The organism is Acinetobacter sp. SwsAc5 (assembly GCF_013391485.1).
In the GTDB taxonomy this organism is placed as follows: Bacteria; Pseudomonadota; Gammaproteobacteria; order Pseudomonadales; family Moraxellaceae; genus Acinetobacter; species Acinetobacter towneri.
In genome coordinates this window covers 76,301-98,453 of record NZ_JACAXD010000008.1, presented here as the reverse complement: position 1 = coordinate 98,453, position 22,153 = coordinate 76,301, and the positions used below count along the sequence as shown (strand labels likewise).

Sequence of the window (22,153 nt, the reverse complement as noted above, 5' to 3'; positions counted from 1 at the left end):
ATAAATTGCATTGGTCGAAGATCAAATATGCATTTTTTTATACTTAAAAGGTATTTTGAGCTATGGAACTCAGACATTTACGTTATTTTGTTGCTGTTGTAGAAGAGCAAAGTTTCACCAAGGCAGCAGAAAAACTCTTTATTGCTCAACCACCTTTGAGCAGACAGATCCAAAATTTAGAACAAGAGCTTGGAATTCAACTGTTTGAGCGTGGAAGTAGACCGCTTAAGACCACCGAAGCAGGCCAATTCTTTTACCAACATGCCGTTAAACTTTTGTCTAATGCGGAAGAAATCAAGTCGATGACAAAACGTGTCGGTATTGCTGGTCGTACTGTGACTATTGGCTTCGTTGGTTCTTTATTGTTCGGATTATTGTCAAGAATTGTGTATTTGTTTAAGCAGCAGCATCCGCATTTAAAAATAGAAATGGTGGAAATGACCACCAATGACCAAATTCAGGCACTTAAAGAAGGGCGTATAGATGTTGGATTTGGACGCTTAAGAATTTCTGATCCTGCAGTTAAACGTATCTTATTACGTGAAGAACGCTTGATGGTTGCAGTACATTCGAGCCACCCATTTGCGGCACAAAAAGAAGGTGTATATTTGGCGGATGTTGTTGATCAACAACTATTTTTATATCCAAATCACAACAAGCCAAACTTCTCTACCCAAATTCGTGGCGTGTTTTCTGAGTATGGTTTAGAACCTCGCAAAATTCGTGAAGTGCGTGAATTACAATTGGCGTTGGGTTTTGTTGCTGCAGGTGAGGGCTTGTGTATCGTGCCAGAAAGCGCACAAAATATTCATTTGGCACATTTGCACTTTATACCTTTATTAGATGACTCGGCTGTAAGTCCTGTGTTTATGGCAATTCGTAATATGGATGAAAGTGAAGACATTCGATCTTTGTTTGACTGCATTTATCAAGTTTATGATTTGGAAGCATTTACTTATGATCGCAATGTATTCTAGTAAAGCCATATAAAACAAATATTTATAACTATATTTTTTATATAAAAGCACAGATATTTTTAACAAAATACTGTTATGTGAATTGCCTGAAAAAACTTTTTTATGCATCACATTACAGTATTTTTTTTCGCCTTGTTATTTTTATCTGTTTTAAAATCAATATCTTATAAAACTATAGACTTTTTAGGTATGTATCCATGCCTATTCAGTTTTGGACAAATTTTAACTTATTATTCATTGTGTGCATCTGAGTTGGAGTAACGGACTTCACAATTAGGAGGTGAAGCAAGATGCAAAGCAATAAAATTAATATTAATACCTTGATTGACGAGGCCAAGTTCACGCCATTCCATTGGGGCGTATTGTTTTGGTGTTTGATGATCATTATTTTTGACGGTTACGACTTGGTCATTTATGGGGTTGCATTACCACTACTGATGCAAGAGTGGGCGCTCAGTGCAGTACAAGCAGGTTTACTGGCCAGTACGGCATTGTTTGGCATGATGTTTGGTGCCATGACCTTCGGTACCTTATCGGACAAGTTAGGTCGTAAAAAGACCATCATGATCTGTGTGGCTATTTTCAGTGGCTTTACATTCTTAGGTGCGTTTGCAAGTAATCCAGTTGAATTTGGTATTTTACGTTTCCTTGCTGGGCTTGGTATTGGCGGTGTAATGCCAAACGTTGTGGCCCTTATGACAGAATATGCGCCAAAGCGTATTCGTAGTACTTTGGTTGCGCTGATGTTTAGTGGTTATGCCATTGGCGGTATGACTTCAGCATTGTTGGGTGCATGGTTAGTGCCAGAGTTTGGTTGGAAAATCATGTTTTACATCGCAATTATTCCATTGGTGGCTTTACCATTAATTTGGAAATTCTTGCCTGAGTCACTCATGTATTTGACCAACAAGAAAGAAATTGAGCAAACCCGTAGTATTGTGCAAAAAATTTCACCAAGCCAACAATTAAATGGTGACACTGAGTTTGTACTGAATGAAGTGACTAAAGGCGATGAAGCACCTGTAAAAGCATTGTTCCAGCAAGGCCGTATGTTCAGTACGTTCATGTTCTGGATCGCATTCTTCATGTGCTTGTTAATGGTTTATGCTTTGGGCAGCTGGTTACCAAAATTAATGATCCAAGCGGGTTATTCATTGGGTGCAAGTATGATCTTCCTATTCGCACTGAATATTGGTGGCATGATTGGCGCAATTGGTGGTGGTGCATTGGCTGACCGCTTCCATATCAAAAAAGTACTCACCATTATGTTTATCTGTGGTGCAGCAGCATTAATTCTGCTTGGCTTTAACAGTCCACAAATTGTGTTGTACACCTTAATTGCAGTTGCTGGGGCAGCAACCATTGGTTCACAAATCTTACTTTATACTTTCGTCGCACAATATTACCCATCTACTGTACGTTCTACAGGTATGGGCTGGGCATCAGGTATTGGTCGTATCGGCGCGATCGTTGGACCTGTCTTAACTGGCGCATTATTGACCATGAATTTACCGCACCAAATGAACTTCTTTGCTATTGCGATTCCAGGTGTAATTGCTGCTTTAGCGATCTTCATGGTGAATTTAAAAGCTTCAGTAGATGCGAAAGCCCTTACAGAGCCTGCGGTAGAAAGCAATCCGATTGCACAAAAAGCAACCCAATAATTTCTATACCTTTCAATTAATCTTTCGTCATCAATGATATAGATCGCCATCGTAAGAGATGGTGATCTGTTGCTAGAATTTGATGGCACAATAACAAGCGAGTTTAGGATGAACGCGAAAATATTAACCCAATCTACACATTTTCAATCTACAACGGTTCGACCAACAATGCAGCGTACGCTCATGATGAGCATGATTGCATTGAGCATGGGCGGTATGAGTGTTGCAGCACAAGCGCAAACTCAACAGCAAAAAGAAATTGAACAACTTAGACAAGAAGTTCAGGCTTTACGTGGTTTGATTGAGCAGCAAAAAGTACAAAATGCGCAAACAGCAAGTGCAATTGCCAATGTACAACGCAGTTCAGCAAGCCCGAGTCCAATTCTGAAAACAGCCAAAGGTGCTGAGTTCAACTTATATGGTAATGTGCGTTTAGATGCGTCTTATCAGGTTGAGGGCAGTAGCCGAGATTTGCCATATAACCACATTAATGCAGTGGCGTTAGGAGGCAATAATGAAAGTAGTGATCGTTTAAGATCAACGCTTTCTGCTACACGTTTAGGTTTGGATTTTAAAAGCCCAGTGGGCGATCGAGACGTAAAAGGTAAAATTGAAGTCGATTTCTTGGGCGGTTCAAATTTTGATAATTTACGTATTCGTCATGCTTACTTAAATTATGGCAACTGGTTAATTGGTCAAACTTGGTCAAACTTTGCCATTCCAGACTATATGCCAGAAACCATTGATGCTTTGGCATTTGTAGGTGGTGCAGTAAAACGTACACCTCAGGTACGTCATACTACAAAATTTAGTCCACAAACTAATTTGGTGGTGGCTGCTGAAGACCCTAAAGATGCCACAATTAGCCAGCGTTTACCTGCATTAACAGCACGTTTAAATCATCAATTTGCAGATAATTTAAATGTTAGTATTCGTGCGATGGGACATGAAAAACGTATCAATTCTGATGAAGAAATGGCTTGGGGCGTCGGTGTCGGTGCAAAATATGATGTTGTACCAGGCACGACTTTAAAAGCCGATTATTACCATGTAAAAGGTGATAGCAGCTTTGTGTCATTCACGAATAAAGGCGTGGTTGCTCAGACAAATGGTAGTCTTATTCAAAGCGAGTTTGACTCAATCATGGTTGGTATTACACAAAAGTTTGGTGACAAAGTGCATGGTACTTTAGGTTATGGTTATATGAATTTTGACAAAGACCCTAACTATATTGCAGCTACACCAGACAAGACTACGATTAACAAAGATTTATGGCAAGCTTGGGCAAACGTATTCTATAGCCCTCGTAAACCGTTAAGCTTTGGTCTTGAATATGTTTATGGTGAGCGTGAAGCATTCGGTGAAGCTGCGAATGGCAGTAAAACAGGTGAAGATAATCGTTTAAATCTCGTGGCGATTTATAACTTCTAAAATTGCACTTTCAACTACAAAAGAGCTGAGTCAAAAACTCAGCTTTTTTATTGTCGGGTGATCGGCTCTGTAATTTTAGGCATGAGTATATTGCGTGATGTGCTGTTGTATCACCTCAGACAAAACATCTAGTGCAGCAGCAATATTACTGTTCCAAGCAAAAGAACAGTTTAAACGCATAAAGTTTTGGCTGACTTGTTCAGAACGGAACAACTGACTTGGCGCAATGCCAATCTTATTTTGAATCAATTGCTGATAAATCGTATAGCCATCTATATATGCAGGCAGTTCAATCCATAAAAAGTAACCACTAGAATAGTAGTGAATTTTACAAGCTGGGTTTAAGCGCTGTTTCAATTGCTGATAAAACACTTTTTTATGTTTTTCCAATTGTTTGCGTAATTGACGCAAATGTTTTTCATAATGATGATGCGAAAGAAAATCCACCAAAGTATTTTGCAGTAAGGGACTTGCAGAAACCGTGCTCATGAGTTGCAAATGCTGAATAGCATTGGAAAATTGTCCTGCATAAACCCAACCAACCCGCACAGCAGAACCCAAAGTTTTAGAAAAAGAAGCGCAGTGCAGTACCCGTTGTTGTCGGTCAAAATACTTCATGGGTAGCGGTTTTTGCGTTCCGTAATACAATTCTTGATAGACATCATCTTCAATTAAATACACTTGATATTCTTCAAGCAAACTCGCAATGCGTTGCTTAATTTCATCTCTGACACTAAAGCCAATAGGGTTATGAATATTCAACATCAACCAGCAGACTTTAATTGGGTATTGTTTTAAGGCTTGTTCAAATGAGTCTAAATCGAAACCTGAAACAGGGTGTTCTGGAATGGTAATCACCTGTAAACCAAGACGTTCAGCCGCTTGCCATGCACCATAAAAAATAGTTTCTTGTAATAGAATAAAATCTCCAGGTTTGGTCAAAGCTTGTAATGACAAATTGAGCGCATCTAATGCGCCAGATGTAATGACAATGTCATTTGCATGGGTGGGTATGCCTTGTAAACAGTAGCGATTTGCAATTATGGTTCTTAATTCATAATTGCCCGGTGGCATGTGGTCGTGGCTAAAATAACTGCTTTTTCGCTTGGCGTGCTGCGCTAAAATTTGCATTAACTTTGGGTTAAACAGTAATTCTGCATTGGGAAAGGCAGAGCCTAAAGGACTGACATCTGCAGACTGAATTGATTTTAAATAGCCAAAGACCAAAGAGTTCATTTGAATATGTGCATTTAAACTCAAACTGCTTGGTACAGGTCGTTCAGTTTGATTGAGACGTTCTGCGACATAAAACCCCGACTTTTGTTTAGCGTAAACCAATCCCTGAGCTTCAAGTTCTTGATAAGCGTTTAGCACGGTCATTAAGCTATAACCACTGATTTGTGATTGTTCTCTTAACGAAGGTAACTTGCTATGTGCTTTCCATGCACCATTTTCAATGAGTTGCCGAATGTTCAACGCCAATTGTTCAGATTTATACATGGTATGACTCAAGCATTTTTTGCAGCTGTTACTTATTTTGATCTATTTTTAGGTTTAAAACATTAAATAATTTCTGTTTTTATAACAGATTGGCATGTATCTAAAATCAACTGTTATAGTTTTTAATGAATATTTTGTATCTACAGCAATGCTTTAGAATTTTACATAATCTGTATATCCCCATAATCTGGCTAGATTGGAGTCGATATGCAAGAAGATAACTCACGCAAACCACAGAAATATGCCGATAGCAGTATTTCAGACAAAGCATTTAAGCACATGATTATTTGGTTTACCGTGTATGTAGCTTTATTTTGTATCGGCGTGGCTGTTGTGGTGAATTTAGATAAGTTCTAAACAGTTTTTAAATAACAGCACACCTATAATCGCTTCAAGATATGAAAAACATTCATTTGAATTTTAATGAATGTTTTTTTTGTTTATAAAAGAGATCGTAAGCGCATAACTCAAAAGCAATAAAGATCGCAAAAATAACGGAATAGGCGTAAATTATAACTTTATCAGTAAAGCATTTGTGGTTGCAATGATTTCGAGTTGGGTGCTCTTTACCTTAATGGCTGCATTTATGCAGGCATGGCGCAATGCCTTTCAAAAACAACTCAGCACAAGTGTAGATGTTTATGGCGTGACTTTGGCACGTTTTATTTTTGCCTTGCCTTTTGCATTGGCGTATTTAAGCATTTTACAATGGCAGCAGCCTGTTCAAGCCAAACTACATTTTAGTTCGGTGTTTTGGCTGTATATCATTATTGCAGCAGTGTGTCAGATTTTAGCCACGGCTTTAATGGTAAAACTGTTTCAACAAAAAAATTACGCAGTAGGTGTCGGGCTTGCCAAAAGTGAAGCAGTTTTAGCCGCAATTGTAGGCGTGATTTTCTTACAAGAACATTTAAGTGCATTGGCTTGGTTCGGCGTTGCGATAGGCGGTATTGCGGTATTTCTACTCAGTAAAGGCAATCAACGCAGTGATTTTTCATTCACGACTTTAGCCATTGGAATCGGTAGTGGACTCAGCTTCGCGGTGACTTCTTTATTGGTGCGTGAAGCCAGTCTAGAACTCGATTTCTTACCGTTTATTCATCGTGCTGCATGGGTTTTGGTGTGGGTTATTGGCTTACAATGTTTTATCTTATTGGCTTTTTTAGGCATATTTAAACGACATACCTTATATGCCATGTGGCAGCGGGTTGGATTAACTTTTAAAGTGAGCGTCTGCAGTTTTTTAGCATCATTGGGCTGGTTTAGTGCCATGAGTATGCAAACTGTGGCGATTGTGAAAACACTCGGACAAATTGAAATATTATTCAGCTTACTTATTTCAGCGTATTTCTTTAAAGAAAAACTTGCTCGTACCGATCATTGGGGATTGGGATTGGTCGTGCTTGCGGCAATGTTGGTTATTTGGGCGTAGCATCATATTTCAAAGCTAAGTAATTTCAAATTCATGTCATATCCGTTGCACTTCATTTGAGCATCTCAGAAATATAAAAATAAAGATTCTCTATCCGTACAATCTCGTTAGAATACTCACAGCTTATCTTAGAGAATTGTCATGTCTAAACCACAGCAAAAGCAAAAAAACTCAGCCTTGGCAGAATTGATAGAAGAACAAAAACTGCTCTGTGAAGAATTTGGTTCAGCCTATATTGCAGTGAGTGGCGATGATGTTGTCGCAGTTGCAGTCCAGACCTTAAATAAAGACCCAATTGTGGGCTTGCGTAAAGCGCCAGAAGGTGAAGAAAAAGTCGCGTGGTACATTTATGGCGGTGAATTGGGTGAAGATGAAGTGAACTTTGAAACCATGCCTGTGCGCGAGTTGCAAGATATTTTGCCTGACGTGCTTCCATATCTGGCTTTAGAACAAGGCTACCGCTTTATGATTGATGCTGATGACTATGAAGATGTCTGGAAAGAAGGCGATGAGTCTTAAGCTTATGCGCATGTCGAACATGGCAAAAATATCGGTGAGCATTATGCTTGGACTGCAAAGTCTGAGCGTAATGGCACAAGGTATTCAAGCGCAGCAGTTGGCACTTGAAGCATCATCTACACCTATTACAATTCCACATACAGCCAATGGGTTGACCCAAACACAATATCAAGATTTGTTAAATCAATACACGCAAATTGTGAATGACAGCAAAAAAATATTGGATGATCCTACGAGCCAAGCAACGGCAGAACAACAAAAACAGGCATTTTGTGCACGCTATCACGCCTATAAAAATATTGCTGAAATTTCCGAGTACAATCCAAACTTGTATCCTGCACCTGTGATGTTAATGGTGGCAAAGCGTTATTTAGAACAGCAGCACAACAGTTTCACGGCTTCAGGTATGACTGAACAAGTTTTTTGTGCAGGAGCTACATCTAAATAGTGTGATCTGCCTTATAAGTGAATAGCAAATTTAAAGATTGAAGATGCAGGCGTATAAAACCCCAAAAACTGGGGATTCCTTTTAAGCAGATTGTGAAGTCATACTTCATTTTTTATCAATTTTCATGCAAAACTAACTTTGCAAAGACTGTAGAATCTTTTAACTTGCAGGTAGTGAACTGAGGGATAGGCGACATAGATGAAATGGGATGAAATTGGCGAGCAGCCTTGTTCGATTGCACGAACCTTGTCGGTGATTGGTGACCGTTGGACGATGCTGATTATTCGTAATGCCTTTATGGGCATGCGTCGCTTTGATGATTTTCAACAACATTTGGGCGTAACGCGGCATGTATTGTCAGATCGTTTAAAGCGTTTGGTGGAACATGAAATTTTAGTCAAAGTGCCTTATGTAGAGCGCCAAGAACGTTTTGAATATAAATTGACAGAGAAGGGCTTGGAGCTTTATCCCTTAATGCTGTCTATGGCAAATTGGGCAGATAAATGGATGGATCAAGGTTTAGGTAAGCCTGTGGAATACATCCATAAAAATTGTGCTAAGACGTTTCAACCTGTCGTGGTATGTTCGGAATGTGGTGAAGAACTGCATGCCAAGCAAGTAAAACCACATTTTACCCCAGTGTATTATCAGTACATCCAAGCACAGCAGAATTTAAAACAAGCCTAAATCAGTGCTGTATTAATCAGCAACAGTTTGTCTATAAGCAGTTGGCTGGTTTAGGAATACCCGCTAAACGACTTAAATGCCGTGCCACCAAACCTGTATTAAATTTTTCCTGCAAAACAGCGTTGTTAATCTCTGGGCTTACAGTTTTCATTAAAAATTTGATTAAAGGACGGGTTGCAGGTGAGTGTCCAAATTGCTGATAAAATTGGCGTACAGCGTGCAAAACTTCAAAATGCCAAGCTGTGAGTTCAAGCTCTAAACTTTGCGCCAATTCTTGCGCCACTTGTTCATTCCAGACAGTGTAATCCAGCAAATGTCCATCTTGATCTAATTCTAGTGTCATCTCTTGTTTCATTCACCCTTAAAAATGCTTTGCATTGGTTTCATATCATTACGGCTTGCTATTTTAAGCTGATACAGCGCTGATGTGCTAAACACAGCGTTGCAAAAGCTGCATAATTAATCGGCTGTACATTTTCCGCCAAATGACCATTCAATATTTCTGCATCATTTTCCAGTACATATATTTTGTCTAGCTGGGCACAGAGTGGATGTTGCTGATGCAATACCGCATCACCCATAAGTACAACGCTGTCTTGCGGAGCATATAAGGCATTTAGCTCTGCTAAAATTGTTGCGGTGCTATCAAAGCTCGCTTGGATTAAATATAAATTTGCGTCAGACATGTTTTTCTCTTTAGATGTTTAGATATGGTCAAATGATCAATCAGATTGTTAAACCACCGATCAGCCTACCAATATAAAACTCGATCAAAGGTTTGAATCAGCTCCCGATTCAGTTCCACCCATTCAATCTCATGTACCGTATTTTTGATAAACGGCGAGTTAGCATGTTTATTTTCAATCAAAATTGGGCTGAGGTCATAAAACTCAAAGCTATCAACCAAGTTGGATGCCACTTTAAAGGCATGTTTTAGTGAATCAAAAGCCAGTTCTGACTGTAATAGGCTTAATGCCGCATCTTGTAATAATACTTTGACTTCACAACCAAAAGTTGCCAGTACCATTGTTGCAGACAAGCTTTCATGCACTTGTAAGCTGTTTAAATTGGCCTGACGTAAAACCACGAGTACAGTTTTCACACAATTTACCTTTTAAATGCAACAGATTTACAAAATGAATCGCTTAAAATTGAATCAGGCGTTCTGTGCTTTGCACTGCATCGGCCAGTTCGCCCAAGCCAACCAATTCAAAGCCTGCGGCTAAATTGTGTTGGCTCAGTTGATGGCGTTTGGCATTGTCTGCATCGCTAATACCACGTGCCAGTGCGGCACTTACACATACGGGTAAACGAATAGACAATTTTTGCCATTCTGTTTTGAGGTTGCGTTGATCATCGGGTACCCATTGCAACTCATTCGCTACAGCAACGCCATCTTGATAAAAAAACACACGAAAAGCCTCATTTTTCTGTTGTAAGGCTTGAGCAAGACCGAGTGCATGCCATGCATGAATAGAGGTTGGTGCGGAGGTTATTAGTAATAAGGTGCTCATCAAAATTCACTAATGCAATGTGCCAAGGCGCATTCAGACTTTATAAAAAAGGTAGTATAAATGATTTTAGTGACTGGTGGTTTAGGCTTTATAGGCTCACACATTGCATTAAGCCTAATGGCTCAAGGGCAAGAGGTTATTATTGTAGATAATTTATCCAATGCAAGTATGCAGACCTTAGAGCGACTTGAATATATTGCAGGGCGTTATGTGCCTTTTGCCAAATTAGATGTAAGAAACACGCCTGCGCTGAACAAAGTCTTTGAACAATATTCGATTACTGCGGTGGTGCATTGTGCAGGGTTTAAATCTTTAGAAGAATCGGTGCTTAAACCACTGGAATATTATAACGATAACGTCAGTTGTATTATGAGTTTATTGCGTTCCATGCAACGTACAGGTGTGCGTCGTTTAGTGCATCTTTCAAGTATAGCGGTCTATGGCAAGTCAGGATTGAATCTGGAAGAAAGCCAGAGTTTTAATTACACCTATGCCAATCCGTATGTGAAATCTCAGCAGATGGTTGAAGAAATCATCCGCGATACTTTTAGAACCGACAATGAATGGAATATCGCTATTTTGCGCTTGAGTAATATTGCTGGCGCGTTTGAACACGGTATTTTAGGCGAAGTCGTTGCTCCATTACCTAAAAATATTATTCCTTTGGCGATGCAAGTCGCAGTACAGCAGCGTGAAGCGATTGAGCTACGTCAGCAAGCCAATACTGCAGATCAAACCGCAGAACGCAGCTTTGTACACGTACTCGATGCCTGTGAAGCCGTAATCGCAAGTCTGCATTGGTTATTTCAGCAAACACATAGCTGTGAAGCCTTTAATATTGCAGGAGAAGTGGTTTCAATTCAGCAATTACTTGCACGTATTAGTGAAGTGACTGACACTGAGATTGCTACAGTTCCTGCAATTCATTATGAATATCCTGAGTTGGATCAGTTGGGTGCAGTCGTAGATAAAGCACAACAGTATTTACACTGGCAGCCAAAACGTAGTCTGGAAAAAATGCTAGAAGATGAATGGCATTTTTATCAAAATACGCTCAAGCATTAAAAGCAGCGCTATAACATTCGTTGAAAGGCGATTCACGAAGCCTCATAGCTGAAACAGATACAATGCAACGGAATTATTGATAATAATTATCATTTACTTGATTGTCTGGTTTTTATAAGATCAATATAAGAATACATGACATCATAACGAAATCACGAGGGAATGAGGCTGAACATGCAAACACGTATTGAACATGACACCATGGGTGAAGTTGAAGTTCCGAATGACGCGCTTTGGGGCGCACAAACTCAGCGTAGCTTACAAAATTTCAAAATTGGCAATGAGCGTTTACCACGCGCCATGATTCGCGCTATGGGTTTGGTTAAAAAAGCTGCGGCAATCACCAATGCAAACTTAGGGCAAATCCCGCAAGAGTTGGCGCAGTACATTGTCGGTGCAGCAGATGAAGTCATTGCAGGGCAGTGGGACAGTCAATTTCCTTTGGTGGTGTGGCAAACAGGTTCGGGTACGCAAAGTAACATGAACTGTAATGAAGTGATTGCCAATATCGCCAATCAAAAACTGGGGAATCCTTTAGGTGCACAAAAGCCTGTACATCCGAATGATCATGTCAACCGCGCCCAATCGACCAATGATTCTTTTCCAACTGCAATTCATGTGGCAGCGAGTTTGCAAATTAATGAACTGCTCATTCCTGCAGTAAAGAGTTTGCGCGATACGTTGCATGCGAAAAGTGAAGAATTTTCTGAAATTGTCAAAATTGGACGTACACATTTACAAGATGCGACACCATTAACTTTAGGGCAGGAATTTAGTGGCTATGTATCTCAATTAGATCATAGTTTAAAGCGTTTGGAACAGGCTTTAACAGGCTTGTATGAGTTGCCGCTTGGTGGTACAGCAGTCGGTACAGGCTTAAATGCACATCCTGATTATGCGGTACAGGCAGCGGAGCAATTGGCACAGCTTACAGGCTTAGCTTTTGTGACTGCACCAAATAAGTTTGAGGCTTTGGCAGGGCGTGATGCTGCAGTATTTGCTTCGGGTGCATTAAAAACTTTGGCGGTGAGTTTAAATAAAATTGCCAATGATATTCGCTGGTTAGCCAGTGGCCCGCGTTGTGGTTTTGGTGAGTTGCGTATTCCAGAAAATGAACCTGGTTCAAGTATTATGCCGGGTAAGGTTAATCCAACACAAAGCGAAGCGATGACCATGGTAGTTGCACAGGTATTGGGCAATGACACCACGATTAACGTGGCAGGTGCATCGGGCAATTTTGAGCTGAATGTATTTATGCCAGTGATCGCATATAACTTATTGCAATCTATTCAACTCTTGGGTGATGCCTGCAATAGCTTTAATGAGCATTGTGCCGTTGGCATTCAAGCAAACCGTGAAAAAATAGATCACTTTTTGCATGATTCACTCATGTTAGTGACCGCTTTGAATCCTGTAATTGGTTATGAGAATGCAGCGAAGGTGGCTAAAACAGCTTATAAGGAAAATAAAACCTTAAAGCAAGTTGCAGTAGAGCTGAATTTGGTCACAGCAGAGCAGTTTGATGAAGTGGTACGTCCTGAACAAATGATTGCACCGAATACCAAGTAATCAGTTTTAAACAAATTCAAGGTCTGTGTTTGTCTGCACATGATGCGAGGTAGACACAGACTTTGTTTATGAAAATCAGGGAAAATTTTGGGCATCCTTCCTTATTAAAATTATGTTGTGTATAATTACACAATGAACAGCAAAGACATTATTAAGCGTCTTGAGCAGGAAGGCTGGTACAAAGTGGGTGGTAAAGGCGACCATGAAAAGTATAAGCATCCTGAAAAGCCTGGACATGTTGTGGTACCACATCCACGTAAAGATATGCCAATAGGAACTCTACGCAATATATATAAACAGGCTGGTTGGGAGTGGAGGTAAAAATGTTATATCCAGTATATGTTCACAAAGATGAAGATAGCGCATACGGTTTAACCTTTCCTGACTTTGATGGATGCTTTAGCGCAGCAGATGAGATGCAAGATATTCAGCGCATGGCACAGGAAGCGGTTGAAGTTCACTTTGATGGTGAAGATATTCCGTTACCAGAACCATCAAGCCCAGAGCAATGGTTAGGTGATGAGCGATTTGGGGGGGGGTTTTGGTTGTTAGTTGATATTGATACAACAAAAGTAAATACAAAGTCTATTCGTATTAATATCAGCATGCCAGAAGCTTTAGTGAAACGTATTGATGCTGTTGCAAAAAAACAACATTTAAGCCGTTCGGCATTCTTAGCTAAAAGCGCGGAAATGGCGTTGCATTAATCAAGTAAAATATACTAAACCCAGCCTAAATGCTGGGTTTTCTATTGCACCTAATTTGAATGTAGAGGGGTAATTCATCCTAATACGATTTTAAATTTATGTGTTGGTGTAAAGACATAATTTGCATAACGGCAGAATAGGCTGCTACAAGGTGCTATCTAAATGTAATAGTTCAAAACCCGTCATTTAGTCGCATTAACCACTTTTAGATGCTTTCTTTTATGTCCGTTCCTTATTCAACTTACATTGATTAAGCTGCCATAATTGCTAGAATACGCAATACTTCAAAATACTGTTTTGCTAAAGTTTTGCATTTATTTTGCAAAATTTAATTTTTTTATAAGCAACTCAATATCTTAACTACGGAAATTTTCAATGCTCTCAATTTATTTATTGTATCGTTCATAATAAATTAACTATTTGATTTTAAAAACAAAAATAGGGTTAAAATTATTGAAAAATATGTCAATTTGGGTGCTTATGTAAACTATGTAAAACAAGGACTTATAATATAGTTTTGCAAGGCTATTTTGTGTCAGCACAGCCAATAAAAAAGCTCCCGAAGGAGCTTAGTTTGAAAACGGTAAATCGATTCCTATATCTGCATCATTCCATATAATTTCATGACCAGATGCATATCTCTCTGTCATTTTTTCTGAGGCATGTCCTGCTAATGTTTGAGCGGATTTTCCTGCTTTTTTATGCAAGTGAATTGCTAATGCTCTGATCTCATGGAAGCTTGGTAACTGTCTACCGCTTAATTCAGGATAGGCATTTGCTTTCTTAACAGCATTAAGAAATTCGCGTGAAACATATTGCGCTTCGAGTTGCGTCCAATGTGCTTTGGTTTGGCTTTTATTTTTGGTTTTACCTTTTGGCACACGATGGATGATAAAAGGACTAACCACATCGTCTTTACATCGATCTAAAACTTTTTGAAGTTCAGCATTAATTTTTATGCGAACGTATCCAGCACCTTCGAGTAATTCGAAATCGTCCTCGGGGTCATCGGTGGTTTTCGCTTGGGCGACATGCAAATATCCATCCCAAATGTCTGACCATTTCATGTTGACAATATCAATACGTCTTTGCGTTGTTAAAAGCGCAAGATCGATTGCATTTTTTAACCATTGCGGTGCTACATTACGAATGGCTTCAAGGCCTTCAAGCGTATGGCGTTTACGCTGCTTAATTCGATAACGTTTAATCGTTTGTGCAGCTGGATTGTCAGGGACCAAACCTTTACTGATTGCTAAATCGAAAATTTGAATAAGCAGGCTACGTGTTTCAATACTTGTTGACGCTGACAAACTATCAAGAAGATTGTTCACCATCAAAAGAGTGATAGAACTTAGTGGTAATTTTTCCCATTCATCACAACGGCTTAGGCTGTGAGTGTATGTTCGCAGAGAATTTGGGGCAAGTGGTCTGCCGTCTTTTCTGCGTTTTTCAGCTAAGAACTTTTTAGAAAATTCACCGAATGTCACTTCACCCATGACAGATGCAACTAAATCGGTAGCAGGGGTTAGCAGATCATTAAGTTTACGTGCCGCAATAATTGCTTTGGACTTATCATCACCCATACCGTGAAATTTACCCGTAATAGGGTGGCGGTATCTCCAAGTGTTGACACCGCTTCTATATAGGTTGGCAGGTAAATCCTTATTGCGCTTGGTGCGAGGACGAGTCATTTCTTAGTTTCCTAAGACCTTATCAACTAAATCATTACCAGTTTGCTTTTGATAAACGTTCCAGTTGATATACCACAGTTTGCCTTTTTGTTCGGCAGGGAGTCTACCTAGTTGACATTGTCGCACAATTGTTTGGCGAGTAGGAGGTGTTCCATCCTCTCCATATACCCGCTTAATAAATTCAGAAACTTTAATTAAACAGGTCATTCGCTTTGCTCCTGTGCCGCCTCAACGCCAATTGCAATAAGCTCTTGCAAGCGATCATGAGTAACAATCTCTTGACCTAGCTTATTTGCCTCATGTTCCTTGGCTGCTTGCCATGCATCAAACATGATATTTTCTTCATAACTGGTTATATCAAGATTATCAGGATGCGTTAAAACCCATCTGCTAAACGCTTCTCTTTCTTTCTGAACATCCATCACGCCACCTCATTCCGTTGAAAACACTTAATTTCAACATCTCTTGGAGCTTCAATTACTAATCTTGGTTGGAATCCATTACGATAATCTTGTGGCTCAATGCGCATCGGCCACTTTGGAAAATCAACATCCTCGCAATCTGGGTCATGGTTGGCGACTCCAATCATCCATGTTCCAGAGTTGTTAGGGCAAAAGTGACCAGTTACTACAATTGCGTATTCACCTGACTTCACTAAATATTCAATAGGCTTCCCAGAAGCACAGTTATCATAATCATCATTAAAGTGATTAGTTTCACCGAACTTATCATCTGAATAACCTTCAAAAATTAATTTCACTGAATCCATCACGCCACCATCAAATAATTAAAATTTTTAGCACGACTGAGTTCTGCATTTGCTTCACGTTCTAAGCGCGTAAAAAAATCAGCTGCTTCATTTAAATAGCATCTACAAAACTGTTTAAATTTGCGCTGGCACGCTTCATTCATTAAATAGTCTTGCTGTGCTTGTCCTTTGTGACAGAAGATTTTCAAAACACTGTCGCCACGACGCATCACCAATGCATCTTTTTTAAGTTGTGGTTTGTAGCCATCGCAGTGCAACCAATATGAAAAAAGGTTGGTAAATTTATGGGGGATTCGGGTCATCATGCCGCCACCTCAGCTTGGGTGCTATAGCCAATACCTTTGAACAATGGATTTAAAGCTGAAATGTCCAATTGTTTTTTAGCTCGTGTAGCAGCGACATAGAGTAGACGGGCTTCATCATCGGTTAAGATTTTTTCACCTGGTTCAACAGCTTCTTTATAAAAGAAGTCACCACCAAGTTTTACTTTGTTGAACTCAAGTCCTTTGGACTTATGTGCCGTTGTAACAATGCAGTCAAAGTCATTAGAGTTACTTTTTAACAATGCCTCGATTAATGCATGCTCACCAACTTTATTGATTAAACTGACCAAAGGCTTTAGGTCATTACCTGTTACTTCTTCTGTGTATTCAGTAACTTCTTCCCAGCTAGAAAAGCCTTCAAATACACTGCCATCGTGGACTTTGATACCAGACTTAATTTTTTTAGCATCCTCAATATTTTTGAGTAAAGAGCCAGTATCTACCTCTAAACGTGGTTCACGTCCAATTTTTACCAGTTCAACCATATTGGAGAGGGCTGCAGCATTTGTTCGGTAGATAAAAGCATCTGCAACCATATCGGTGATTTCACCAACATGAGAATCAATCTGTTCAAAGCCACGTAATGGAATTTCTTCATCTAAAACATTGAACAAAATTTTATTAGCTAAATCGGCAATGTTTTCCCCAAAACGGAATGATTGGCTTAAACGTGTTTCCGTAATATTCAGTGACTGCATAGCATTAACAGCCCCACGGAAAGCATAGATTTGTTGGTGACGATCCCCAACATATATTACCTGTGCACGTTGATTGTTGAGTACATTCAACATGATTGGGTCCGCATCCTGCGCTTCATCAAATAAAATAAAGTCCGCATTGATGACTGGATTGCTTAATGCCCAATATTTTAAATAGTGGTCATGCTCCAATCGGTTAATACCCGTAGGATTAAGAATGTCATTCCAATAGTCGTAAGCTTTAGGTAGTAGGGTATTCGCTAATTCAGCACGATAAGTGTCATCCATCCAATCAGGCAAGGCAGCGTAGACGTGCGATATTTGAATTTCAGCATAATTTGAACGGCAGAAATATCCGACTGCATTCATCATTGCTGTGGCCATTCGTTTAGAGTTGAACAATCGTGTTTTATCATCTTCGCCACGTTGTTTAACCAGTGCTACAGGTACCTGATAATTTTCGAGATCATGGCGCGATGCTAATTGATTCGCCATTAAGCGACGATTTTTTAATTTGTTGGTAAGCCAACGGGGTACTGAGTTATAAGCAAGACTATGGAAGGTTTTGCATTTAACATTATGGTTAAATTTAGACTGTGCTTCAGTTGCGATGGCTTTATTAAAAGCCAGGTACATACCGTGCTGGCCTTTCTTTGCATTGCCAATTAGTTTTAGGGTAGAGGTCTTACCAGCTCCTGCGTATGCAGTAACTTTGCAAGATTGTCCTTGTAACGCCATATCAATGGCATGTTGTTGTTCAATAGTTGGATTCATGTCTAATCTCACTATTGGTACCCTCATTGCTGAGGGCACCATGCCAAAGTTAAGGAGTCAATTCAGCTGCTTTGCGTTCGTAAATTGCGTTGATCTTGTCGATTTGAATATCAGTTAAGCCTGATGTATTAGGTTCAAAACGCTCACCCATAATCTTATTGATAGTTTCAACATCAGCTGCTTCTTCAAGATCAACAATCAGCTGCAGGTAGAACTTTTGCCAGCCATGAGCATTTTTAATATCCGTTTGAGCAGGTTCACCTAAATCGGTAGGTACGGTACTGCTGACTACTTTTAACTGTTCTAGTGTTTCGGTTGCATTGATTTGCATTATTAATGCATTGACATCAAATGCAGGACCAGAATCCATTTCAATCACAGTTTCTACTTCTTCGCGTGATTTAAGCTGCTCTTTCATACCACTAACACCTGCATGCTTTTTAACAGGCTGCACTTGAGGAGTAATATCTATTTCTTCACGTTCAATGACTTCATCAGGTGTATAAACACCAAGAATCACATCAGGGCAGTACAGGCGTGCCCAACGTTTAGTTGCTAAATATGCGATTTGTTGACGTGGATCAGCTGACCATAGTGGTGAGTTGCGCACAGACCCTACTTGAGCCATAGAAATATCAAGTACACGCGGTTCGTTTTCTCCACGTAGTGTTGCTGAAACACGTACACCAAGATTAGATGATTTATCATCTTTACCATTTACTTTTGACCAATCGCCATACCATTCAAAGTGTAAGCGTTCCTTTACTGGTGCACGTGAAGTGATGACAGCGTTCACCAATTGAGCTTCATAACCCAAGACATTGTTGACCATGTGAGTTTTCTGCGCGACTGCATACGGGTTCATTTGCCATTGTGCTGCTTGCATGATGATAGCCATACAGTCACCCACATTACCTTGTAAGTGTTTTGGAACTGTCATGCGTGAGCCTGCCATAATTTCAGCAGTACGCTCAAAGCGTGCCATGACAGTTTCATCCATCATTAAATCGAATGCAGAGAAACCAACTTGATTTGTTTTTTGGGTAGCTAATTGAGTAGTCATAATTAAAATTCCTTAAACTGTTTCTTTAAATTTGTTGGAAATACGGAAAACACGGGTACTAGTTGTTCTGCTGTATTTCGCAAATAAATCTGGTTCTTCTTTCTTCAGTAGCGTGCTATCGATACGTGTAGAAGATTGTTCTTTGTAGGTGAAAAGGGTTTTACCTTGGCTGATCATCATTTCAGCATCTTGTATTGAAGATACGAGTTCTAGCTTGATCTCATCTTCACGTGCCTTATCTGCTTTTTGGCGGTTTTGCACAGTCACAAGTTCTTCACCAAGTTTGATTTGGTTAAAAGTCGCTTCGACTTGTTTACCTACAACATGCTTAGACCAACGATGTAACACATCGTCAAAACAAGTTGGGTCAGGTGGTACATCGGCAATAACGTGGTTGAACCAAAAAGCTTTAACTTGTCTAAAAATAGATTCAATTAGCTCTTCATCACGCTCAATGCGATACATACGAAATTTGTTACCACCAATCAGCACAGCTAAATAGCAAACTTTTGTACCTGTAATCTTTAGGTACCAAAGGCATTGTGTTAGGTAATAATCAGGAATTTGGTCTGTACCTTCTTCACCAAATAATTTTGATAAATATTCAGAAGCCGTTTTGCACTCCAGAATCATATCGGTGGTCAGGCGATATATGCCTTCATCATTCTTTTTATAGCGAACGTTCCCAGCAATCTCAGGATTTATAACAGCCCGGTCAATGTTGCCAATTGCCCAAGGTTCTCCTTGATCTGCTAATGAAAGTTGCTGGGTAATGCGTTGAACTTTCATGCCTGAGCGACGTGAAAACTCTTTAGCGACAACATCTTCAAGTAAATTGCCAAAATGAGCTGATTCATTTTGTGATTCTTTACGTTCACTACGACCAGTTTTGTCTAACCACAATTGGTATGGTGATTTATATGGGCTAAAACCAAGGATTGCAGCAACGTCTGAACCACCGATACCTTTTTTACGACCTGCAAGGAATTGGTCACGATCAACTTGTGTGTTCATGGGTGAAACTCCTTGGTGATAGTATGCGTACGAGTTAATTGAAAAATTAAAAGCTCATCGCTCGCTTTTATGCTTTCTTGTGCTTTATAAAAAGCTTTAATGCGATTAATAGCTTTTTCAGCATGTTCAATTGTTTCAAAGCATTGAGCATCAGGAAGAACTTTTGTAAAAGCTGGAATCGTGTGCGTGTGCTGACTTGAGTTAAAAACAAAACGTCCAGTAGTTAAGTTTTTAATCACAAAAAATTGTTCTTCAATTTTCATGATCAATCTCCCTGATATTCGCCAGAAACGTGTTTACGAGGATAAATTTCAGAACGCACATAACCACGACTTACTTGTGTAGGCGCTTGATTGATAGGGGCTAACCATGTTGGAAAAAATTTGCTTTCCAAATTAACCCATCGGCCATTGGTAAATTTTTGATTGGTTTTAGAGCAGTAGTACTCTAGCGTTTCACCATTTATGAGAGCATGATGAGTAGTTCCTACTGGTACAGTTTGAGTGGCATTCATTTCATTACACTCCCAATTTGAACCATGCGCTCAACCTGCTTGGCAGACTCGCGTTCAGCGGCAAGAATAAACATGCATGCAGTTCCGAAGAACAAACCAAACAACAATGCGAAAGCAAAAAAATCACTCAAAAAATTTGATGGCTTACCGTAAATATCCTCATGTGTAGGATGTTGATAAAGACATTCGGATGTTTGACTTTTGTTAGCGTCAAACTGTGGCGTATTGCTATGCGAAGGGTATTGACTCATAATTGATCTCGCTTTAGAGCAGGCCCCGCGGTTGTCCAGACAGTCGGGGCTTTTTAGTTTCCAAAATTTAGATTGCACAACCTTCAAGCACCGTCACGAACGAATGCACACCAGGTAAAATCTCAACAGGTTCATCATCTGCAAAAGGATTCGCTTTACCGTTTTTGATATAATCCACGGTATCTTCCATTGATTTTTCAATCGCTTTTTCAAGCTGATCAATGTCGTACCACAGGGTTAAGTTGCCGTGGTTAATGCGGTAACGGAAACGAGCAGGGATTGCATAATGCTCACCACCACGGTGCGCCTTCACGCCAAATACAATTCGCTCAGGGATTGTTAAATTACCTGCTACACCTGCACGCGCTTCGATGGTTTCGTTGTAAGTCAGTGATACTTGACCGTTGTCAGTGCGAATACCTGATTTGAAGTCGACGCCAGTTTTTGCAGACAAGGTTTGTACAATTTCATAAAGTTCAGCAGCTACAGGCTCACTGATGTACGGCATTACGTCTTCAAGAAATAATGCGAATTCCGTTTGGGTAAATTTGCGACCTGAAGCTTCACGGATTTTGATAAATTCAGGTGTTTGCTCAACATTAAAATTCGCAATGTGCTTGCAGTGTCGAGGCTGATTTTTTGCCTGATCTGACGTTACTGCATCGTCTTGGTATGCTTCGTGATAATCCAGAATGGCTTGGATTTTTCCGCCTAAAATATTCACGAAAATGAATGAGTTTTGATCTGCAAAACGATTCACATACGCAATAAAGTCTTTAGCAGTATGCAAATTTACGTTTTGGACAAGTCGTAAAGGACGTTCCAAAACTTCAGGAAAAGCTTTGACTTGCCCACCTTCTGGTACAACAACAAACGGCATACCATTTGCGCGTTGAAGTGATTGCATTCCAATATCATGTGCTTGTTTATAGTCGCTCATTGTTTTTTCACCGATAGTTAATTGAGTTGTTATAAAAGCTAAGCAATTAGCTCAATGTTTTAAATTTTGGTGCTGGGGTTTCAGGAAGTGCTTTAACAACTGCAGGACCCGAATCTGCGATCTGTTCAAGTTTTAGTTTTTGTTGGCGTGGGTCTTCACGAACAAGCTGCTGATCACCATCGGTAAACAAAATTGTTGGCTCACGCTCAAACTTAGGTAGGGTGGCTTTAATGTCATCAACAATTTTGTAGGTGCCTTTACCATTAGGTTTAATTGTTAATGTCACAGTGACTTTAGAAACTTTCCCTGTGTCTTCTGATGCCTGAAGAGCATCTGTAAGAAGTTCATCAATTTCGGAAAGTGTTTCTCCGTGACGTAGGTTGCCTAGCGTCTGAGAAAATGATGTGGTTTTGACTGGCATATCATTCACCATGTTTGTTGTTGGTGAATCAAATATTAGGCAAACCTAATTATTTAGTCAATAGGTATTCCTAATTATTTTAGGTTTACCTAATTTTTTTGGCAAAAGAAAACCCACCAGGATAGGCATTGGTGGGTTAGTTTTGCGCTGCTACGTTATTACAGGTCAGGAATGCATTGACC

At 39.7% G+C, this 22,153-nt stretch carries 30 protein-coding genes; 12 read left to right on the top strand and 18 right to left on the bottom strand.

Going from position 1 to position 22,153, the window contains the following annotated elements; translation table 11 throughout:
• Window positions 1–62: 62 nt before the first annotated feature.
• From HYG89_RS06560 to HYG89_RS06550, 3 genes are all read left to right on the top strand, one after another.
• Window positions 63–977: a LysR family transcriptional regulator gene (locus HYG89_RS06560; protein ID WP_096901617.1), complete on the top strand. Its 915-nt coding sequence runs from the start codon at window positions 63–65 to the stop codon at window positions 975–977.
• A 290-nt stretch (window positions 978–1,267) separates the two neighbouring features.
• Window positions 1,268–2,641 carry an MFS transporter gene (locus HYG89_RS06555; RefSeq protein ID WP_104851979.1) on the top strand — a complete coding sequence of 458 codons (1,374 nt, stop codon included), beginning with the start codon at window positions 1,268–1,270 and terminating at the stop codon, window positions 2,639–2,641.
• A gap of 108 nt (window positions 2,642–2,749) precedes the next feature.
• On the top strand, window positions 2,750–4,072 hold the full coding sequence (locus HYG89_RS06550; protein WP_256733950.1) for a DcaP family trimeric outer membrane transporter: 1,323 nt from the start codon (window positions 2,750–2,752) through the stop codon (window positions 4,070–4,072).
• A gap of 75 nt (window positions 4,073–4,147) precedes the next feature.
• Here HYG89_RS06550 and HYG89_RS06545 read toward each other — a convergent pair whose 3' ends face one another.
• A complete protein-coding gene (locus HYG89_RS06545) occupies window positions 4,148–5,572 on the bottom strand; it encodes a PLP-dependent aminotransferase family protein (RefSeq protein ID WP_178866753.1) in 1,425 nt (474 codons plus the stop codon).
• Window positions 5,573–5,779: 207 nt separating this feature from the next.
• Here HYG89_RS06545 and HYG89_RS06540 point away from each other — a divergent pair, with 207 nt between their 5' ends.
• From HYG89_RS06540 to HYG89_RS06520, 5 genes are all read left to right on the top strand, one after another.
• Window positions 5,780–5,929: a hypothetical protein gene (locus HYG89_RS06540; protein ID WP_004973540.1), complete on the top strand. Its 150-nt coding sequence runs from the start codon at window positions 5,780–5,782 to the stop codon at window positions 5,927–5,929.
• A 187-nt stretch (window positions 5,930–6,116) separates the two neighbouring features.
• Window positions 6,117–7,004, top strand: coding sequence for a DMT family transporter (locus tag HYG89_RS06535; RefSeq protein WP_096901623.1), 888 nt, complete (start codon window positions 6,117–6,119; stop codon window positions 7,002–7,004).
• 141 nt (window positions 7,005–7,145) lie between these two features.
• Complete coding sequence (locus HYG89_RS06530; protein WP_096902818.1) at window positions 7,146–7,523, top strand: hypothetical protein; 378 nt, start codon at window positions 7,146–7,148, stop codon at window positions 7,521–7,523.
• Window positions 7,513–7,971 (top strand): hypothetical protein, encoded by a 459-nt coding sequence (locus HYG89_RS06525; protein WP_026438387.1) that lies wholly within the window; start codon window positions 7,513–7,515, stop codon window positions 7,969–7,971. Before HYG89_RS06530 ends, HYG89_RS06525 begins: the two co-directional genes overlap by 11 nt.
• Window positions 7,972–8,169: 198 nt before the next feature.
• Window positions 8,170–8,658, top strand: coding sequence for a helix-turn-helix domain-containing protein (locus HYG89_RS06520; RefSeq protein ID WP_004973550.1), 489 nt, complete (start codon window positions 8,170–8,172; stop codon window positions 8,656–8,658).
• Window positions 8,659–8,689: 31 nt separating this feature from the next.
• On the opposite strand, the gene HYG89_RS06515 is transcribed toward HYG89_RS06520, so the two are convergent.
• The 4 genes from HYG89_RS06515 to tusD all read right to left on the bottom strand — a co-directional run bounded on the left by HYG89_RS06515 (window position 8,690) and on the right by tusD (window position 10,172).
• Complete coding sequence (locus HYG89_RS06515; RefSeq protein ID WP_026438386.1) at window positions 8,690–9,001, bottom strand: TusE/DsrC/DsvC family sulfur relay protein; 312 nt, start codon at window positions 8,999–9,001, stop codon at window positions 8,690–8,692.
• Between the two features lie 58 nt (window positions 9,002–9,059).
• The gene (locus tag HYG89_RS06510; protein WP_004973553.1) at window positions 9,060–9,344 is read right to left on the bottom strand and encodes a DsrH/TusB family sulfur metabolism protein; all 285 of its coding nucleotides are present in this window, start codon (window positions 9,342–9,344) and stop codon (window positions 9,060–9,062) included.
• A gap of 65 nt (window positions 9,345–9,409) precedes the next feature.
• Window positions 9,410–9,760 carry a hypothetical protein gene (locus tag HYG89_RS06505; protein ID WP_004973555.1) on the bottom strand — a complete coding sequence of 117 codons (351 nt, stop codon included), beginning with the start codon at window positions 9,758–9,760 and terminating at the stop codon, window positions 9,410–9,412.
• 43 nt (window positions 9,761–9,803) lie between these two features.
• Window positions 9,804–10,172, bottom strand: a complete 369-nt coding sequence (gene tusD, locus HYG89_RS06500; RefSeq protein ID WP_154320742.1) for a sulfurtransferase complex subunit TusD — start codon at window positions 10,170–10,172, stop codon at window positions 9,804–9,806.
• 60 nt (window positions 10,173–10,232) lie between these two features.
• Here tusD and HYG89_RS06495 point away from each other — a divergent pair, with 60 nt between their 5' ends.
• From HYG89_RS06495 to HYG89_RS06480, 4 genes are all read left to right on the top strand, one after another.
• A complete protein-coding gene (locus HYG89_RS06495) occupies window positions 10,233–11,237 on the top strand; it encodes an SDR family NAD(P)-dependent oxidoreductase (RefSeq protein WP_178866752.1) in 1,005 nt (334 codons plus the stop codon).
• A gap of 174 nt (window positions 11,238–11,411) precedes the next feature.
• Window positions 11,412–12,806: a class II fumarate hydratase gene (fumC, locus tag HYG89_RS06490; RefSeq protein ID WP_167846017.1), complete on the top strand. Its 1,395-nt coding sequence runs from the start codon at window positions 11,412–11,414 to the stop codon at window positions 12,804–12,806.
• A 132-nt stretch (window positions 12,807–12,938) separates the two neighbouring features.
• The gene (locus tag HYG89_RS06485) at window positions 12,939–13,127 is read left to right on the top strand and encodes a type II toxin-antitoxin system HicA family toxin (RefSeq protein ID WP_004973562.1); all 189 of its coding nucleotides are present in this window, start codon (window positions 12,939–12,941) and stop codon (window positions 13,125–13,127) included.
• Window positions 13,128–13,129: 2 nt separating this feature from the next.
• A complete protein-coding gene (locus HYG89_RS06480) occupies window positions 13,130–13,513 on the top strand; it encodes a type II toxin-antitoxin system HicB family antitoxin (RefSeq protein WP_178866751.1) in 384 nt (127 codons plus the stop codon).
• A 569-nt stretch (window positions 13,514–14,082) separates the two neighbouring features.
• Here the strand turns inward: HYG89_RS06480 and HYG89_RS06475 are convergent.
• The 13 genes from HYG89_RS06475 to HYG89_RS06415 all read right to left on the bottom strand — a co-directional run bounded on the left by HYG89_RS06475 (window position 14,083) and on the right by HYG89_RS06415 (window position 21,971).
• On the bottom strand, window positions 14,083–15,204 hold the full coding sequence (locus HYG89_RS06475) for a phage integrase Arm DNA-binding domain-containing protein (protein WP_178866750.1): 1,122 nt from the start codon (window positions 15,202–15,204) through the stop codon (window positions 14,083–14,085).
• 3 nt (window positions 15,205–15,207) lie between these two features.
• On the bottom strand, window positions 15,208–15,411 hold the full coding sequence (locus HYG89_RS06470) for a hypothetical protein (RefSeq protein WP_178866749.1): 204 nt from the start codon (window positions 15,409–15,411) through the stop codon (window positions 15,208–15,210).
• On the bottom strand, window positions 15,408–15,626 hold the full coding sequence (locus HYG89_RS06465) for a hypothetical protein (RefSeq protein ID WP_178866748.1): 219 nt from the start codon (window positions 15,624–15,626) through the stop codon (window positions 15,408–15,410). The genes HYG89_RS06470 and HYG89_RS06465 overlap by 4 nt, the downstream gene beginning before the upstream one ends.
• Window positions 15,626–15,973, bottom strand: coding sequence for a hypothetical protein (locus tag HYG89_RS06460; protein WP_178866747.1), 348 nt, complete (start codon window positions 15,971–15,973; stop codon window positions 15,626–15,628). Before HYG89_RS06460 ends, HYG89_RS06465 begins: the two co-directional genes overlap by 1 nt.
• Complete coding sequence (locus HYG89_RS06455) at window positions 15,973–16,278, bottom strand: hypothetical protein (protein ID WP_178866746.1); 306 nt, start codon at window positions 16,276–16,278, stop codon at window positions 15,973–15,975. Before HYG89_RS06455 ends, HYG89_RS06460 begins: the two co-directional genes overlap by 1 nt.
• The gene (locus HYG89_RS06450; protein WP_178866744.1) at window positions 16,275–17,768 is read right to left on the bottom strand and encodes a UvrD-helicase domain-containing protein; all 1,494 of its coding nucleotides are present in this window, start codon (window positions 17,766–17,768) and stop codon (window positions 16,275–16,277) included. The genes HYG89_RS06455 and HYG89_RS06450 overlap by 4 nt, the downstream gene beginning before the upstream one ends.
• A gap of 49 nt (window positions 17,769–17,817) precedes the next feature.
• Window positions 17,818–18,831: a RecT family recombinase gene (locus tag HYG89_RS06445; protein WP_218644925.1), complete on the bottom strand. Its 1,014-nt coding sequence runs from the start codon at window positions 18,829–18,831 to the stop codon at window positions 17,818–17,820.
• Window positions 18,832–18,843: 12 nt separating this feature from the next.
• Window positions 18,844–19,845 (bottom strand): YqaJ viral recombinase family protein, encoded by a 1,002-nt coding sequence (locus tag HYG89_RS06440; RefSeq protein WP_178866743.1) that lies wholly within the window; start codon window positions 19,843–19,845, stop codon window positions 18,844–18,846.
• Window positions 19,842–20,108 (bottom strand): hypothetical protein, encoded by a 267-nt coding sequence (locus HYG89_RS06435; RefSeq protein WP_178866742.1) that lies wholly within the window; start codon window positions 20,106–20,108, stop codon window positions 19,842–19,844. The genes HYG89_RS06440 and HYG89_RS06435 overlap by 4 nt, the downstream gene beginning before the upstream one ends.
• 2 nt (window positions 20,109–20,110) lie before the next feature.
• Window positions 20,111–20,359 (bottom strand): hypothetical protein, encoded by a 249-nt coding sequence (locus HYG89_RS06430; RefSeq protein WP_178866741.1) that lies wholly within the window; start codon window positions 20,357–20,359, stop codon window positions 20,111–20,113.
• Window positions 20,356–20,610 carry a hypothetical protein gene (locus tag HYG89_RS06425; RefSeq protein ID WP_178866740.1) on the bottom strand — a complete coding sequence of 85 codons (255 nt, stop codon included), beginning with the start codon at window positions 20,608–20,610 and terminating at the stop codon, window positions 20,356–20,358. The genes HYG89_RS06430 and HYG89_RS06425 overlap by 4 nt, the downstream gene beginning before the upstream one ends.
• A 67-nt stretch (window positions 20,611–20,677) precedes the next feature.
• The gene (locus HYG89_RS06420) at window positions 20,678–21,550 is read right to left on the bottom strand and encodes a DUF2303 family protein (RefSeq protein ID WP_178866739.1); all 873 of its coding nucleotides are present in this window, start codon (window positions 21,548–21,550) and stop codon (window positions 20,678–20,680) included.
• 46 nt (window positions 21,551–21,596) lie between these two features.
• A complete protein-coding gene (locus tag HYG89_RS06415) occupies window positions 21,597–21,971 on the bottom strand; it encodes a hypothetical protein (protein ID WP_178866738.1) in 375 nt (124 codons plus the stop codon).
• Between the last annotated feature and the right edge of the window lie 182 nt (window positions 21,972–22,153).

What these genes read in the sequence shown, in the direction of transcription:
- HYG89_RS06560 (WP_096901617.1), top strand. Translation starts at nt 63, where the DNA reads ATGGAACTCAGACATTTACGTTATTTTGTTGCTGTTGTAGAAGAGCAA.
- HYG89_RS06555 (WP_104851979.1), top strand. Translation starts at nt 1,268, where the DNA reads ATGCAAAGCAATAAAATTAATATTAATACCTTGATTGACGAGGCCAAG.
- HYG89_RS06550 (WP_256733950.1), top strand. Translation starts at nt 2,750, where the DNA reads ATGAACGCGAAAATATTAACCCAATCTACACATTTTCAATCTACAACG.
- HYG89_RS06545 (WP_178866753.1), bottom strand. Translation starts at nt 5,572, where the DNA reads ATGTATAAATCTGAACAATTGGCGTTGAACATTCGGCAACTCATTGAA.
- HYG89_RS06540 (WP_004973540.1), top strand. Translation starts at nt 5,780, where the DNA reads ATGCAAGAAGATAACTCACGCAAACCACAGAAATATGCCGATAGCAGT.
- HYG89_RS06535 (WP_096901623.1), top strand. Translation starts at nt 6,117, where the DNA reads ATGATTTCGAGTTGGGTGCTCTTTACCTTAATGGCTGCATTTATGCAG.
- HYG89_RS06530 (WP_096902818.1), top strand. Translation starts at nt 7,146, where the DNA reads ATGTCTAAACCACAGCAAAAGCAAAAAAACTCAGCCTTGGCAGAATTG.
- HYG89_RS06525 (WP_026438387.1), top strand. Translation starts at nt 7,513, where the DNA reads ATGAGTCTTAAGCTTATGCGCATGTCGAACATGGCAAAAATATCGGTG.
- HYG89_RS06520 (WP_004973550.1), top strand. Translation starts at nt 8,170, where the DNA reads ATGAAATGGGATGAAATTGGCGAGCAGCCTTGTTCGATTGCACGAACC.
- HYG89_RS06515 (WP_026438386.1), bottom strand. Translation starts at nt 9,001, where the DNA reads ATGACACTAGAATTAGATCAAGATGGACATTTGCTGGATTACACTGTC.
- HYG89_RS06510 (WP_004973553.1), bottom strand. Translation starts at nt 9,344, where the DNA reads ATGTCTGACGCAAATTTATATTTAATCCAAGCGAGCTTTGATAGCACC.
- tusD (WP_154320742.1), bottom strand. Translation starts at nt 10,172, where the DNA reads ATGAGCACCTTATTACTAATAACCTCCGCACCAACCTCTATTCATGCA.
- HYG89_RS06495 (WP_178866752.1), top strand. Translation starts at nt 10,233, where the DNA reads ATGATTTTAGTGACTGGTGGTTTAGGCTTTATAGGCTCACACATTGCA.
- fumC (WP_167846017.1), top strand. Translation starts at nt 11,412, where the DNA reads ATGCAAACACGTATTGAACATGACACCATGGGTGAAGTTGAAGTTCCG.
- HYG89_RS06485 (WP_004973562.1), top strand. Translation starts at nt 12,939, where the DNA reads ATGAACAGCAAAGACATTATTAAGCGTCTTGAGCAGGAAGGCTGGTAC.
- HYG89_RS06480 (WP_178866751.1), top strand. Translation starts at nt 13,130, where the DNA reads ATGTTATATCCAGTATATGTTCACAAAGATGAAGATAGCGCATACGGT.
- HYG89_RS06475 (WP_178866750.1), bottom strand. Translation starts at nt 15,204, where the DNA reads ATGACTCGTCCTCGCACCAAGCGCAATAAGGATTTACCTGCCAACCTA.
- HYG89_RS06470 (WP_178866749.1), bottom strand. Translation starts at nt 15,411, where the DNA reads ATGACCTGTTTAATTAAAGTTTCTGAATTTATTAAGCGGGTATATGGA.
- HYG89_RS06465 (WP_178866748.1), bottom strand. Translation starts at nt 15,626, where the DNA reads ATGGATGTTCAGAAAGAAAGAGAAGCGTTTAGCAGATGGGTTTTAACG.
- HYG89_RS06460 (WP_178866747.1), bottom strand. Translation starts at nt 15,973, where the DNA reads ATGGATTCAGTGAAATTAATTTTTGAAGGTTATTCAGATGATAAGTTC.
- HYG89_RS06455 (WP_178866746.1), bottom strand. Translation starts at nt 16,278, where the DNA reads ATGATGACCCGAATCCCCCATAAATTTACCAACCTTTTTTCATATTGG.
- HYG89_RS06450 (WP_178866744.1), bottom strand. Translation starts at nt 17,768, where the DNA reads ATGAATCCAACTATTGAACAACAACATGCCATTGATATGGCGTTACAA.
- HYG89_RS06445 (WP_218644925.1), bottom strand. Translation starts at nt 18,831, where the DNA reads ATGACTACTCAATTAGCTACCCAAAAAACAAATCAAGTTGGTTTCTCT.
- HYG89_RS06440 (WP_178866743.1), bottom strand. Translation starts at nt 19,845, where the DNA reads ATGAACACACAAGTTGATCGTGACCAATTCCTTGCAGGTCGTAAAAAA.
- HYG89_RS06435 (WP_178866742.1), bottom strand. Translation starts at nt 20,108, where the DNA reads ATGAAAATTGAAGAACAATTTTTTGTGATTAAAAACTTAACTACTGGA.
- HYG89_RS06430 (WP_178866741.1), bottom strand. Translation starts at nt 20,359, where the DNA reads ATGAATGCCACTCAAACTGTACCAGTAGGAACTACTCATCATGCTCTC.
- HYG89_RS06425 (WP_178866740.1), bottom strand. Translation starts at nt 20,610, where the DNA reads ATGAGTCAATACCCTTCGCATAGCAATACGCCACAGTTTGACGCTAAC.
- HYG89_RS06420 (WP_178866739.1), bottom strand. Translation starts at nt 21,550, where the DNA reads ATGAGCGACTATAAACAAGCACATGATATTGGAATGCAATCACTTCAA.
- HYG89_RS06415 (WP_178866738.1), bottom strand. Translation starts at nt 21,971, where the DNA reads ATGCCAGTCAAAACCACATCATTTTCTCAGACGCTAGGCAACCTACGT.